Consider the following 12,929-nt stretch of genomic DNA (forward strand, 5'->3'; position numbering starts at 1 on the left):
AACCTATGGCTTGGGCTGGTAGGTCGTGCGGATGCGCTGACCTTTCGCGCCGCCTGAAGCCCGGACGATACCTTCCGATTTAATGAAGGAAATCTCCGGCGCTATGGATACCCCGCGTTCGACATCCTCGACCCGGGCGAGATTGCCAACCACCACGTAGCGGTCGTCGGCCGCTGTGTAGCGGGCGAGATCGCCCGTCACCCGGCGGCCAGGCTGGACAATGACCACCTGGTTGGTGGCCGTCAGGCGCTCCAGCCGGTTCTCACGCGCAGCCAGCTCGATTTCGACTTCCCCGGCTGTCAGCGTCGTGTCGCTCTGCGTCAACCTGACATCTCCGGTGTAGCGCGCCCGCCGCTCCACATCGCTGTAGGTAAAGGTCTGCGCCGTACCAAACACCGGGGCATCTTCGGGAGTGGATGCAGCTTTTGGTGAGGCAGGACGGGCCAGGCGGTAAAAGGCCGTGGAGACGTGCCCGGTTGCCGTCAGGCGGCGGTCAGCCTTGAACAGTTCCAACCGGTCGCCACGTACGAAGCTGTCTCCCTGCCAACAGCGCGCTTCGCCGGTGAAGACGGCCCGCTGTGGTTCGACCTGCGCTTCCTGCGCCGTGATGAAAACAGGTGCCATTGGCTGCCCAAACATCCCGGTGTTGCCGGTCTGGCGGGCTTCGTAGTACGTCGTACGCACGTCGCCGCGCGCCACATGGGAGCGTGCCGCCGTTGACAGGTCGAGTTCCCGGGCCTCTGCCCGCAAGGTCTCGTCCCATACGACCGGACGCTTTTCACGACCGCGCAACTCGACGACTTCCTGCGCCCGAAGAAATGTGGCCTGCTCGGCCCGCGCCTGGCGTGGACCTTCCTCGAAAGCCACCTGGCCGGTTTGCACAATACGGACCAGCTCGCCCTGCGCTGCATCAAACGTGGCTTCCGCCCGATCACTCGTCGTCCGGCGGGGAATCCGCAGTGAGTTGTCCAGCGCCGGCTCGGCCCGCATCTCGACGCCGCCGGTGGCTGTACAGGTCTGCACTTTTCCGTCGGGGTAAAAGTCTGCCGTGAGACGTGGTGCGCGGAGGATTTTGCTTTCGCTGCGCGGCGTCGGTGCCAGTGGCGCTACGGTCAGGACGGCAGCCCCATCCGCCTCGGCGCTCTGCATGACCTGTCCCCCCGGCGCAAAAGTCACGCGCAGCGTGTCGGATTGAAGGTTTTTCCGCTCCGGCGTCCGGCCAGCCGTGGTACTGACCGGCTCAATGTGCAGGTGCGCGTTGCCGGTTGCCTGCGCCCGTGTGATCTCACTGGCGTTTGCGCCACGGGTAAAGGAAGCTTCCAGACGCTCGCCGGTCACTTCGCGGTGTTCAGTCTCGGTTTGCTGCCGGAGGACAGGTTGCCCCGTACCGACGGCCTGCGTCAGTCCCCCCAAGGGATCGAAGTCGAAGGTCAGCACCGAGGCCGTCAGAACAAAACCTTTTTCTGCACTCTGCAAGGTGGCTGCCGTCTGGGCTTCGACCCGGCGGAGGCGCTGGGCGTCATCGAGTTGAGCGATCAGGGTTTGCGCCGCAAGGGCATCCCCGCGTTGTGTCACCCGAGCCCCCTGGCCAAGCACGAGGCGTTTTTCGCGGGCCAGATATTCAGCCCGGCCGGCAGTGATGACGGTCGTAGGCTGGGTTGGCTTTTCAGGGGTAACGGTCGTGCGCACGTCCTTTTCCAACACCAGCCGGTCGGCCTTGCCATCGAACTGCGCCCCCCTGGCTTCTCCGCTCACACGCCCGCGGACGAACTGCACCGGGTCGGACGTGGTGGCCGCTTCAGCCTCGCGGTCATAGCGGATGGACTCGGTTTTAACGGTCAGTCCCTGGGTCGTCGTCAGCACGACGTTGCCCCTGAAATCCGAAGTCCGCGCCGTTGGATCATAGTCACAGGTTTCGGCCGTCAGCTTGCCCGTAGGCTGTCCTTGGGCGTCAAATGTCTGCAACTCAACGCCTTCGAGTTTGTGCCGCCCGTTCACAAAAGCTGTATCCCGCTTGGCCTGGAGGACAAGCCGGGTGATGTCGCCTTCCTTGTGAAGGTACTGGAAGTCATTGGAAACCACTTCGATGTCCGGGGCGAGGTCGCGGCGCGCCACATTTGGCGGCTTGGAGGGCGCACGCTGGGTCACGAAATAGGACACGAGATAGGCCGTCGTCACCAGCACGCCGGTCAGCGCCAGGAATCGAAGCCACCGTTGTGCACCCAACGCCATGGGCCGATTTTCTCTTCAGGACAGGGTTTCCTGCGGCGCGGCTGACTCCATCACTGCCCGGTGAAGGGCGGCCAACCGCTCTGTTACCCGGCGGAACGCCTCGGCGCTGTAGGGATAGGGAGCCATGACCATGGCTTTGACTTTGGCAATCCGGTCAATTGAGACCTCCAGCCGCGACCGGGGAATCCGCCCGGTCTCCACAGCACGCACGAGCGCCGTCTGGGCTTCCTGCATCAGGTCAGGACGGCTACAGATAAGCAACATGTCATTACCAGCTTCAACGGCACGGACGGCAGCTTCTGGAAACTCAACGGTTTTCTGGATGGCGCCCATTTCCAGATCATCACAGATGGCAATGCCGGAAAACTCCATGCGCTTGCGGAGCAGGTCCGTCACGACGTTACGGGACAGCGAGGCCGGAATCCCACTGTGCCCGTCAAAGGCCGGATAACTGGCATGAGCGGTCATCACCGCCGGAACACGGGTGTAGAGCGTGCTGAACAGGTCGGCGTAAACCCGCAGGTCTTCTGCCAGAAGCTGCTTTTCCGAACGGTTGACGGTGGGCAGGGCATGGTGGGAATCCACGGCTGTGTCGCCCAGACCCGGAAAGTGTTTGCCACATCCCAGAATGCCGTGGTTCTGCAAACCTTCGAGATAGGTCCCGGCAAAGCGGATGACCGTCATGGCCTGCCCACCCCAGCAACGCTCTTCGAGTCCGTTGGGTTGGTCGTGTGGGAACTCGATGTCGAGTACCGGGGCAAAGTTGATGTTGAAGCCCAACAGCCGGAGCAAATCCGCTGTCACCACTCCCAGTTCAAAGGCCAATTTGGCGTCATCCGCAAGTGAAATCTGCTTTGCGGAGGGCATCGGCCCGGCCAGGTGGCGGAGACGGTCCACCCGTCCGCCTTCCTGGTCAATCGCAATAAGCGGCATCACCCGACTGAAGCGGCGGATGTCGGCCGTCAGTTCGGCCGTTTGCTGCGGGGACTCCAGATTTCGGGCAAAGAGAATGACACCACCCGGCTGGATGGACTTGATAAGCTGCTGTGCTTCAACATCCAGGGTTGGGCCAGGCAAGCCGATGAACAACAACTGCCCGACTTTTTGTTCCAGCGAAAACATGCGTCCTTGGAATGGTTACGTGCCGGCCGCCAACCGGCGCAACGACACGGTAAAGGGAGGGTAGGCAACCCCACGCTCCGTAATAATCCCGGTGATGAGATCGTGTGGCGTCACGTCAAAGGCCGGGTTGGCAACGGCCACGCCGGCGGGCGCAATCGGTACGGACGCAATATGCGTGACTTCCTGTGCAGCGCGGTCTTCAATCGGAATGCCATCGCCGGTTTCAAGGGTCAGGTCAAGGGTGGAAACCGGCGCGGCCACGTAGAAAGGAATACGATGGCGCTGCGCCAGCACGGCCACCATGTATGTTCCAATCTTGTTGGCGGTGTCGCCGTTGGCGGCAATCCGGTCGGCACCGACGACAACACAGTTGATGCGCCCCAGCTTCATGAAGTGACCGGCCATGTTGTCGCAGATTAATGTCACCGGTATGCCGTCCTGCATGAGTTCCCATGTCGTCAGGCGTGCGCCCTGCAAAAAGGGACGGGTTTCATCGGCATAAACGGTGATCCGCTTCCCCTGCTCGACGGCGGCACGAATCACCCCCAGCGCTGTCCCGTAGCCGGCTGTCGCCAGCGCACCGGCGTTACAGTGGGTCAGTACGGTTGCGCCGTCGGGAATGAGTTCCGCGCCGTGGCGACCAATCTGGCGGCAGGTGGCAATGTCTTCTGCGTGGATGGCCTGGGCTTCCGCCACCAGGGCTTCTGCAATCAGGGCTTCCGGTGTCTTTTCGGCGCGCAGATGTTCAAACTGGCGACGCATGCGCTCGATGGCCCAGAACAGGTTGACGGCTGTGGGGCGGGTGGCAGCCATAGTCTGGCAAATCCGCTCAAAGGCGGCCGGGAGGTCTTCCCCGGCGGCCACACTTGCCCGAACCCCCAAGGCAATACCGAACGCCGCCGCCACGCCAATGGCCGGGGCCCCACGGATGACCATCGTCCGAATGGCCTCGGCAACCTCCTCACAGGTCGTGTACGTGCGATACAGTTCGCTGCCGGGTAAAACGCGCTGATCAATGACACGCACGCCAGCCGGCGTCCACTCCACAGTGCGCATACAGTGTTCGGTACTTTTCACACCCTTACCGTCGCGGGCCAGTCTCTGGTAATCGGCGGGCCATACTAAGCAAGTCCCGGGAGCTTGGCAAACCCGTCACGGCGCATGGCTTGCCGCCTCGCCGGAAGTGGACTTACAGCGCAGAAGTGCAATCCCAAAGACCTTGCCAATCGGAGGCGCTCCATAGACCTGCACCACCTCATAGTGCTTGTCAACCCAGGCCAGGATGGTGCGTCCAAAGCGTGGGTCCTGTCCAAAGGGGGCCAGTCCGTATTCGTAAAAGTTACGCTGCACCAAGGCAATGTAATCGGGCGGATGGGCCGTCAGTGTTTCCACCACCCGTTCCTCCCCGCCATAGACCGCCATCAGAACGGGATCGAAAACGGTGTACGGCGTCGGGTTTTCACGCCGCAACAGATAATTGAGAACGATGCCATCGGGGATGACAACCAGTGTCGCCCCCGGCGGCATGGTCTGCGCCATGTTTTCCAGCGCCGCAGCCGTGATGGTACCCGACTCACTAAATGGCAGTCCAAAGGCGTGCATCCGGTCTGCACCTGTGCCAAGAGGTATGTTCTTTACCGAGTAGAAACGACCACTACTTTCCTGTGCAGTCAAAAAAAAAAGCCACCAACACACCAGCGCTGCCCCAGCGGATGAGTTCACCTGTGCCCCAGTCCTTGGCTTTGATGAACTCCGGCAACAGGCCGACAGTGCTCACGGCCAACAGCACCGTGGCCGGCAATGCCAGAGTGAAGCCATAATTCCCAACATGCGCGTTGAGCGCGATTTTTCCCAAGAGTAGCAATGCGAAAACACTCCACATTGTCAGCGGAATCCACCGCTGCGCCAACAGCGCCTGATCAGTACATCGAAGCGCCATCCATACCAGCCAGGGAAGTGCCAGTCCGGCCAAAAATGGTAGGGAGTATAAAGCTGAATTCCAAGGCAGAACTTTGTAGGCGAGCAACCACGTCACCCCAAAAGTAACCCCAGCCCACACTACCCATCTGCGTATCACCTTATGCAGGATTCGTTCCAGACCAATGAATGTACTCACAGCCACTACAAAGCCACCTAGTCCACCCACTGCGTGCGCAAGATGCTCTTGCCAGCGATCCAGTCCCATGACCCACCGGTAAAAAACCTGCCCGAAGGCATCCGTCCGTACCACATTCAGCCAGTTGCCAAGCAAACCTGTCAGGGCCAGCTTCAATGGCATCTGGGTGGCAAGGTACAGGCCAAACCCAAGTGGCACGACCACGCTGCCAACGATGAACCAGCCCACATCCAGTCGCCAGCGTTTCCGTCGGAGTGGCAGAAACTTCAGGCTGAGCCAGTAGCCACTGACAAGCGCACCTGCCATAGCCCCAGACGGTTCAATCTTTGTCAGGCACACGGCGCCGAAGCAGAGACCAAGAACGAAGGGACGCCATTTCCCACCCTGTTGGAGGTAATCGGCGAAGACCGACAACCCCAGGATGGCCAACCCAAGGCCGTGAACGGCTTCGTGACGGTAAGGTGCAACGTAATCCCAGCTTCCGCCGGTTTCGTAGGCCTGAAAGGCAAACACGACGAGCAGGACCAAGCCAGCGATAAGGCCGGCCGTCCGATCAATCGCCCGAGTGAAAAAGCGATAGAGCAGCGCCGTCAGGCCGGCCACGAATGCGATGTTGACCAGTGACAGGGTCAGGTAGGACACCCCAAACAACCGGAACCACAGGGCGTTCGTGTACTGCGACAGCGGCCCGCCCAACCACACAATGTCCCGGTACAGATGCTTTCCCTCGGACAACTGCCAGGCAACGTACAACTCGATGCCATAGTCCACGAAGGGATTGCCCCACTTCCGCCAGCTTCCCCACACCAGAGCAGCAAAGACGAGTGCCAGCAGCAGCGGATAGACCCAGCGGGTTGCCCTGTCGGAGGTCGCCACATTCGTCGTCATAAGCCGCTCTTCGGTTGAACAGGTGTGGTGGACGAGGTAATGCCTTGTGTTTTCAGAACCCAGGTCACAGCGTCCAGGACATCTTCGGCAACGTAGTCCGGCCAACCGGACCACTGCTCCCGTTGATACTCATACTCGCCCCGCCCGTAACCCGTAAGCACCAGCACGCCCTGCGCGCCCACCCGGTGCGCCAACTGCACGTCACTGTAGCGGTCGCCAACAACGACACACTGCGTAAGTTCCAGCCCAAAGTCACGCGCCGCCTGCAGCAGCAAACCGGGCTTGGGCTTGCGACACTCACAATCCAGCCGGTAGGGTGGTTCGCCGACAGTCGGATGGTGCGGGCAGACGTAAATCGCATCGAGCCGCGCCCCAGCGGCGGCGAGTTCTTCCCGCAACCGGGCATGGACGGCCTCAATCATCCAGCCCGGAAAATAGCCCCGCGCTGCCCCGGCCTGGTTTGTCACCACAATGGCCCGCCACCCGGCAGCATTGACGGCCCGGACGGCCGCCGCTGCCGCCGGCAGCAGGCGCAGACGGGACACGTGGTTGATGTAGCCGACTTCCTCGTTGAGCGTGCCGTCCCGGTCAAAAAAGATGGCGCGGTGGGCAACGTCCGTCATCGTTCAGGCCGCCGAGGGAACCGCCGTCGCCGGCTTGACGTGCTTGAGAAAGTCTTCGGGAAACTTCTTCATCGCACTCGTAATCGGCCACACTGCCGCATCGCCCAGCGGACAGTGCGACCGGCCCTCGATATTCGGGCACAACCGCCGGATGGTGTCGAGGTCAGCCGTGGTGCCCTCGCCGCGTGCAATCTTTTTGAACAGCTTGAGCAGCCAGTCTGTCCCTTCCCGACACGGCGTGCACCAGCCACAGGACTCGTGGTTGTAAAACCGGATGAGGTTGTAGGTCGTCATGAAGATGTCTGTCGTTTCGTCCATGACGATGACCCCGCCCGAACCCAGCAGCGAGCCGGCCTTGGCCATGCCTTCGTAGTCGAGTGTCGCCTGCTCGACTTCCTCGGCCGTCATGATGGGCACCGATGAGCCACCTGGAATGACAGCCTTGAGTTTGCGCCCCCCACGGATGCCACCACAGTCCTCCTCGATGAGTTGCTTGAGCGGGTAGCCCATGCGGACTTCATAATTCCCCGGACGATTGACGTGACCGCTGACGGAAAAGATTTTCGTCCCACCGGATTTTTCTGTCCCCAGACTGCGATACCAGTCGCCGCCATGGACGATGATGTGCGGCACGGCGCAGAAGGTCTCGACGTTGTTGACAACCGTCGGACAGCCATACAGTCCGGCAACCGCCGGAAACGGCGGCTTGATCCGGGGATGCCCCCGGTAGCCTTCCAGTGAGTTGAGCAGCGCCGTTTCCTCGCCGCAGATGTAGGCCCCGGCCCCCGGATGCACGACGATTTCACATTCAAATGATGTGCCGCAGATGTTTTTCCCGATGAAACCATGTTCCCGGGCTTCGGCAATCGCCTGTTCGAGAATGGCGATCAGATACCAGTATTCGCCCCGGATGTAGATGAACACCTGCTTTGACAGCAGCGCATAGGCGGCAATGAGCAGGCCTTCGATGAGCTGGTGCGGGTCTTTTTCCATCAGCTCGCGGTCCTTGCACGTCCCCGGCTCACTTTCGTCGGCATTGCACACGACATACTTCGGTTTGGGCGAGTTGACGGGCACAAAGCCCCATTTCATCCCGGTGGGAAAACCAGCCCCGCCACGCCCACGCAGGGAAGACTTTTTGACTTCCTCGATGACCTCCGCCGGCTGCATGCCGGTCAGGGCCTTTTTGAGGCCGGCGTAGCCGCCATCGGCCAGGTAGGTGGCGATACTGCGTGAGTTGGGCGTGTCAAAACGCCTGGTCAGGAGTTTGGTCTGCATGATCTTTCTGAACTTCTCCGCCGCGAAATAGCACTTGCATCGGGGGGGGGGTGAAGAAACCGTCCTTACTTGAGCCGCGCACCGTTGGGCACGTCTTCGGCAAACGTGGCAATCACCGGCCGCCCCTGCTCTCCGACCGAAGCCGCCAGCAGCATGCCGTTGGATTCAAGCCCCCGCAGTTTGCGCGGGGCAAGGTTGGTGACGACGACGATCTTGCGCCCAATGAGCGTTTCCGGGGCATAGTACTGGGCAATGCCGGCCAGGATTTGACGTGGCGCAGCCTCACCAACATCCACTTCCAGGCGCAGCAGTTTGTCGGCCTTTGGGATGCGCTCGGCCACAAGCACCTGCCCCACCCGCAGCTCCACTTTGGCAAAATCATCAATCGTGATGTAGCCGCTTTCACCACCTGCTGGTGACGGTTCCGTTGCCTGGGATAGCACGGCAGCCGGCTCCGGTGCCCCCGGCCGTGACGTGTTCTCGATGTCGTTCATAATGGCTGTTTTGTCCAGACGTGGAAAAAGTCCGGGGCCATCAGCAACCACAGCCCCCTCAAAACGCTGCCATGAGAGGTCTTCGGGAGCAACCGCCGCCGGATGTCCCGCCAGCCCCAGGCGGTTCCAGAGCTGCCCCGTGGCATCGGGCAGGAAGGGATACAGCCAGACCGCCAGATGCCGCAACCCTTCGGCGGCCGTATGCAGAATCGTGGCCAGGCGCGGCTGCGCTCCAGGGTGCGCCGTGAGTTTCCAGGGCGCAGTGTCGCTGAGATACTTGTCAAGCAGCGCCACCAGTTCCCAGGCGGCTTCAAGCGCCCGACTGAGCGCCAAACGCTCAATATGCGCCAGAAACACCGGGCGCTGGGCGGCAAACTGCTCGGCTATGGTGGCAGCCATGGCGCGGGCCTCTTCCGGCGCATCCGGCGGCACATTCGGCACAGCGCCGCCAAAGGCTTTGCGGATGAGCGTCACCGTCCGGCTGGCGAGATTCCCAAGCCCGGAAGCCAGATCACCGTTGGCGCGGTCAATGAGAGCTTCATAGGTGAAGTCACCGTCCTGCCCGTAGGCCATTTCGCGCAGGCAGAAATAACGTACGACATCGTTGGAGAAGTGGCGGCGGAGCACATCCAGATCAATCGCGTTGGAACGCCCGCTGGCATCCGGCGTCTTGGACATCTTGCGTCCGCCGGACAGCCACATGCCATGCGAAAACACGCGCCGGGGCAATGGCAACCCGGCCGCCATCAGAAACGCCGGCCAGTACACGGCATGGAAACGCAGGATGTCCTTCCCGACGAGGTGCAGCACATACGGCCAGAACCGGTCGAAGTCCTGCCGCCGCCCATTGCCGTAGCCAAGCGCGGTGATGTAGTTCGACAGCGCATCGAACCACACATACATCGTGTGCGCCGGGTCATCGGGCACCGGAATTCCCCACTTGACCGAAATGCGGCTGATGGAGAGGTCCCGCAGGTTGGCGGCGACGAAGCTTCTGACTTCGTTGCGGCGCGTGTCAGGCTGGACGGCCTCGGGCTGCGTTTCATAAAACTCCAGCAGGCGGTCACGAAAGGCCGACAGTTTGAAAAAGTAGCTCTCTTCGGCCACCCACTCGGTCGGGCGCAGGTGAATGTCGCACACCGGCGCTTCGCCCGGCGTGACTTCCTCCTTGAACTCATTGCAGCTTGGGCAGTACCAGCCTTCGTAGTGTCCCTTGTAGATGTAGCCGCGCTCGCGTACCTGCCGCCACAGTGTCTGTGCGCCGGCAATGTGGGCGGGATCAGTCGTGCGAATCCAGTCATCGGGCTGGAGACCAAAGGCCGCGAACGTGCGCTGAAACTCGGCGACAGTGGCATCCACATAGGCTTTGACCGGCAGGTTGGCGGCCGCTGCCGCCCGCTCGATGTTCAGGCCGTGCTCATCCGTGCCGGTAAGAAAAAACGTCTCGAAGCGGCGCTGGCGATAGTGCCGCGCCAGGGTATCGGCCAGCAGGGTCGTGTAGAGATGCCCCAGATGGGGACGGGCATTGACGTAGTAAATCGGCGTCGTGACGTAGAATCGGCGGTCGGTCATAGCCGCATGTGATGACATAGCCCAGAGCCAAGTGCAACGTGAAGGACACTTTCACCGGGCGGGACTGTTCGGCGGTGCGCCTTTCTGCATCGGCTTTCTGCACCGGGAAGTATCTCCGGTGTAAAAGATGCTCTACACTCCAGCTTGCGTGGACTCCCCAGGCCCATACCTTCGTCAGTTTTACACCACCAGGCTTCTTGCATTCACCCATGGCACGCACAGGTTCTGAACTTCCCAAGGTCTGCATCATCGGCGCCGGCTGCTCCGGCATCACCGCTGCCAAGGCGCTTCACGAGCATCAGTTTGACTTTGACTGCTACGAAAAAAGCGACCGCGTGGGCGGCAACTGGGTTTTCGGCAACAAAAACGGGATGTCATCGGCTTACCGCCGGCTCTTTATCAACACCTCCCGCGAGCGCATGCAGTATTCCGATTTCCCTATGCCGAAGCACTACCCGGTCTTTCCCCATCACTCGCAGATTGCCGAGTACTTCGATGCTTACGTGGACCACTTCGGCTTCCGGTCCCGCATCCGGTTTGAGACCGGCGTCAAGTGGGCCGAGCGCCGGGATGATGGCGTGTGGGTCATTACGCTCGACAATGGCCAGGTGGAACACTACGACGCGCTCATTGTCGCCAACGGCCACCACTGGGACCCGCGCTATCCAGAGCCGCCCTTCCCCGGAGAATTCGACGGCCTGATACTGCACTCCCACTACTACGTGGACAACGACATCTTCCGCGACAAGAACGTGGTCGTACTGGGGATGGGCAACAGCGCCATGGACATTGCCTGCGAAGCCAGTGAAGTGGCCAAGCGAACCTACCTGGCGGCGCGGCGCGGGGCATACATCATCCCCAAATACATTTTCGGCAGGCCGCTCGACCAAATCGTGACCACGGCCAAAATTCCGTGGCCCGTGCGGCAACGCCTCTTTGAGTGGACGTTGCGGTTAGCTGTAGGCCGCATGGAGGACTATGGCTTACCCAAGCCGGACCACCGCTTCGGTGAAGCGCATCCGACGATTTCAGGACGCATCCTCGACCGGCTCACCCACGGAGTCATCACCCCAAAACCCAACATCGCTGAACTGCTGGGCAACCAGGTCCGCTTTGCCGACGGCAGCGTGGAGGATGTGGACGTGATTGTGTACTGCACCGGCTACAAAGTGACCTTTCCCTTCTTTGACGAGAACTTCATCTCCGCGCCGGACAACGACCTGCCACTGTTTCGGCGGGTGTTCAAACCGGACATTCCCAACGTCTTTTTCATCGGCCTGCTTCAGCCGTTGGGCGCGATCATGCCGCTGGCCGAAGCCCAGGGCCAGTGGGTGGCGTCCTATCTCAAGGGTGAGTATGCCTTGCCTCCGCGCGAGGAGATGGAAAGAGACATGGAACGTGAACGGGCGCGTATGTTTGCCCGCTATGTCAAATCCAAACGACACACCATGCAGGTGGATTTTGATGACTACCTGGCTGATCTGAAACGTGAGCGCCGCAAAGGCGAAGCACGGGCGCGGCGACAGGGCTACACGCTTCCCATTCCCCGCCAAGTCCCTTAGCGCCAAGAGCTGTAGGGCTTACATTTCACGCCGGTAGGCCAGTGCCTTGTGCAGTGTGACTTCATCGGCGTACTCAAGGTCGCTGCCGACCGGCAGCCCCATTGCCAGCCGTGTCGTCCGAACACCGATGGGTTTGAGCAGGCAGCCGATGTAGTTGGCCGTAGCCTCGCCTTCCGTGGTCGGGTTCGTGGCCAGAATAACTTCTGTCACTTCCAGAGTGCGCAGGCGCTCCAGCAGCGACCGCAGGCGGATGTCGTCCGGGCCGATCCCCCGGAGCGGGGACAGGGCCCCGTGCAGGACGTGGTACAGGCCCTTGTACTCGCCGGTGCGTTCAATGGCAAAGACGTTGTATGGCTCCTCGACCACACAGAGCAGATGCTGGTCGCGTGCCGGGTTGGTACAGTACGCGCAAGGGTCCTGCCCGATGTCCGTCAGGTTGTGGCACACCGAGCAAAAGGTCATCCGGGATTTGACCTCGGTGATGGCCAGCGCGAGCCGTTCGGCGTCTTCGGCACTACTGCGCAGGACGTGGAAAGCCAGCCGTTGGGCTGACTTGTGGCCAATGCCCGGCAATCGCCTGAATTCGTCAATCAGGCGGGCAATCGGTTCCGCAAATTCTGCCATAGGTGGCTCAGGCGCACACCTGATGCTAGGACATACCGGGAATTTTCAGGTTGCCGAGCAGACCCGTCATCTGCTGCTGCATCTGCTGCTGGGCAACTTCATCCGCGCGGCGGCCGGCTTCGTTGACGGCAGCAACAATCAGGGCTTCGAGCATTTCCTTGTCGGCGAGCGCCTCGGCATCGAGTTTGACCGACACAACCTGCTTGAGGCCATTGACCGTGACGCGCACCATACCGCCGCCCGCCGTCCCTTCACACCGCGCACTTTCCAGCGCACGCTTGATTTCTTCCTGCTTCTGCTGCATCTGCTCCATGGCGCGCTCAAAACCAGGCAGGCGGTCCAGACCGGGTAGTTTCATCGTTGTCTCCTTGGTGACGAAAAATCCCACCGAACGGCGAAGCTCGGTGGAGGGATAGCA

The 12,929-nt window shown here is 61.2% G+C and carries 11 protein-coding genes; 1 reads left to right on the forward strand and 10 read right to left on the reverse strand.

The window, feature by feature from the left end; genetic code table 11:
- Nucleotides 1-3: 3 nt before the first annotated feature.
- The 8 genes from lptC to metG form a co-directional block, all read right to left on the reverse strand.
- Entirely contained in the window at nt 4-2,232 is a 2,229-nt protein-coding gene (lptC, locus tag CABTHER_RS07570; RefSeq protein WP_014100026.1) for an LPS export ABC transporter periplasmic protein LptC, read from the reverse strand.
- Nucleotides 2,233-2,247: 15 nt separating this feature from the next.
- Nucleotides 2,248-3,354: a beta-N-acetylhexosaminidase gene (gene nagZ, locus CABTHER_RS07575; protein ID WP_014100027.1), complete on the reverse strand. Its 1,107-nt coding sequence runs from the start codon at nt 3,352-3,354 to the stop codon at nt 2,248-2,250.
- A gap of 15 nt (nt 3,355-3,369) precedes the next feature.
- Complete coding sequence (mtnA, locus tag CABTHER_RS07580) at nt 3,370-4,410, reverse strand: S-methyl-5-thioribose-1-phosphate isomerase (RefSeq protein WP_014100028.1); 1,041 nt, start codon at nt 4,408-4,410, stop codon at nt 3,370-3,372.
- Nucleotides 4,411-4,506: 96 nt separating this feature from the next.
- Nucleotides 4,507-4,956 (reverse strand): hypothetical protein, encoded by a 450-nt coding sequence (locus CABTHER_RS07585; protein WP_014100029.1) that lies wholly within the window; start codon nt 4,954-4,956, stop codon nt 4,507-4,509.
- 52 nt (nt 4,957-5,008) lie between these two features.
- Nucleotides 5,009-6,358 (reverse strand): hypothetical protein, encoded by a 1,350-nt coding sequence (locus CABTHER_RS07590; RefSeq protein WP_014100030.1) that lies wholly within the window; start codon nt 6,356-6,358, stop codon nt 5,009-5,011.
- Nucleotides 6,355-6,981, reverse strand: coding sequence for a D-glycero-alpha-D-manno-heptose-1,7-bisphosphate 7-phosphatase (locus CABTHER_RS07595; RefSeq protein WP_014100031.1), 627 nt, complete (start codon nt 6,979-6,981; stop codon nt 6,355-6,357). Before CABTHER_RS07595 ends, CABTHER_RS07590 begins: the two co-directional genes overlap by 4 nt.
- 3 nt (nt 6,982-6,984) lie before the next feature.
- Nucleotides 6,985-8,259 (reverse strand): NADH-quinone oxidoreductase subunit NuoF, encoded by a 1,275-nt coding sequence (gene nuoF / locus CABTHER_RS07600; protein WP_014100032.1) that lies wholly within the window; start codon nt 8,257-8,259, stop codon nt 6,985-6,987.
- A gap of 65 nt (nt 8,260-8,324) precedes the next feature.
- On the reverse strand, nt 8,325-10,325 hold the full coding sequence (gene metG, locus CABTHER_RS07605; protein ID WP_014100033.1) for a methionine--tRNA ligase: 2,001 nt from the start codon (nt 10,323-10,325) through the stop codon (nt 8,325-8,327).
- A gap of 209 nt (nt 10,326-10,534) precedes the next feature.
- On the opposite strand from metG, the gene CABTHER_RS07610 reads away from it, so the two are divergent.
- A complete protein-coding gene (locus CABTHER_RS07610; protein ID WP_014100034.1) occupies nt 10,535-11,887 on the forward strand; it encodes a flavin-containing monooxygenase in 1,353 nt (450 codons plus the stop codon).
- A gap of 18 nt (nt 11,888-11,905) precedes the next feature.
- On the opposite strand, the gene recR is transcribed toward CABTHER_RS07610, so the two are convergent.
- Nucleotides 11,906-12,511 (reverse strand): recombination mediator RecR, encoded by a 606-nt coding sequence (recR, locus tag CABTHER_RS07615; protein ID WP_014100035.1) that lies wholly within the window; start codon nt 12,509-12,511, stop codon nt 11,906-11,908.
- Nucleotides 12,512-12,536: 25 nt separating this feature from the next.
- Complete coding sequence (locus CABTHER_RS07620) at nt 12,537-12,869, reverse strand: YbaB/EbfC family nucleoid-associated protein (RefSeq protein ID WP_014100036.1); 333 nt, start codon at nt 12,867-12,869, stop codon at nt 12,537-12,539.
- Between the last annotated feature and the right edge of the window lie 60 nt (nt 12,870-12,929).

The organism is Chloracidobacterium thermophilum B, from assembly GCF_000226295.1.
Lineage (GTDB): Bacteria > Acidobacteriota > Blastocatellia > Chloracidobacteriales > Chloracidobacteriaceae > Chloracidobacterium > Chloracidobacterium thermophilum.

Excerpts from the sequence above, each read along its gene's own strand:
- lptC (WP_014100026.1), bottom strand. The coding sequence starts at position 2,232 with ATGGCGTTGGGTGCACAACGGTGGCTTCGATTCCTGGCGCTGACCGGC.
- CABTHER_RS07590 (WP_014100030.1), bottom strand. The coding sequence starts at position 6,358 with ATGACGACGAATGTGGCGACCTCCGACAGGGCAACCCGCTGGGTCTAT.
- mtnA (WP_014100028.1), bottom strand. The coding sequence starts at position 4,410 with ATGCGCACTGTGGAGTGGACGCCGGCTGGCGTGCGTGTCATTGATCAG.
- CABTHER_RS07610 (WP_014100034.1), top strand. The coding sequence starts at position 10,535 with ATGGCACGCACAGGTTCTGAACTTCCCAAGGTCTGCATCATCGGCGCC.
- CABTHER_RS07585 (WP_014100029.1), bottom strand. The coding sequence starts at position 4,956 with ATGCACGCCTTTGGACTGCCATTTAGTGAGTCGGGTACCATCACGGCT.
- CABTHER_RS07620 (WP_014100036.1), bottom strand. The coding sequence starts at position 12,869 with ATGAAACTACCCGGTCTGGACCGCCTGCCTGGTTTTGAGCGCGCCATG.
- CABTHER_RS07595 (WP_014100031.1), bottom strand. The coding sequence starts at position 6,981 with ATGACGGACGTTGCCCACCGCGCCATCTTTTTTGACCGGGACGGCACG.
- nuoF (WP_014100032.1), bottom strand. The coding sequence starts at position 8,259 with ATGCAGACCAAACTCCTGACCAGGCGTTTTGACACGCCCAACTCACGC.
- metG (WP_014100033.1), bottom strand. The coding sequence starts at position 10,325 with ATGACCGACCGCCGATTCTACGTCACGACGCCGATTTACTACGTCAAT.
- recR (WP_014100035.1), bottom strand. The coding sequence starts at position 12,511 with ATGGCAGAATTTGCGGAACCGATTGCCCGCCTGATTGACGAATTCAGG.
- nagZ (WP_014100027.1), bottom strand. The coding sequence starts at position 3,354 with ATGTTTTCGCTGGAACAAAAAGTCGGGCAGTTGTTGTTCATCGGCTTG.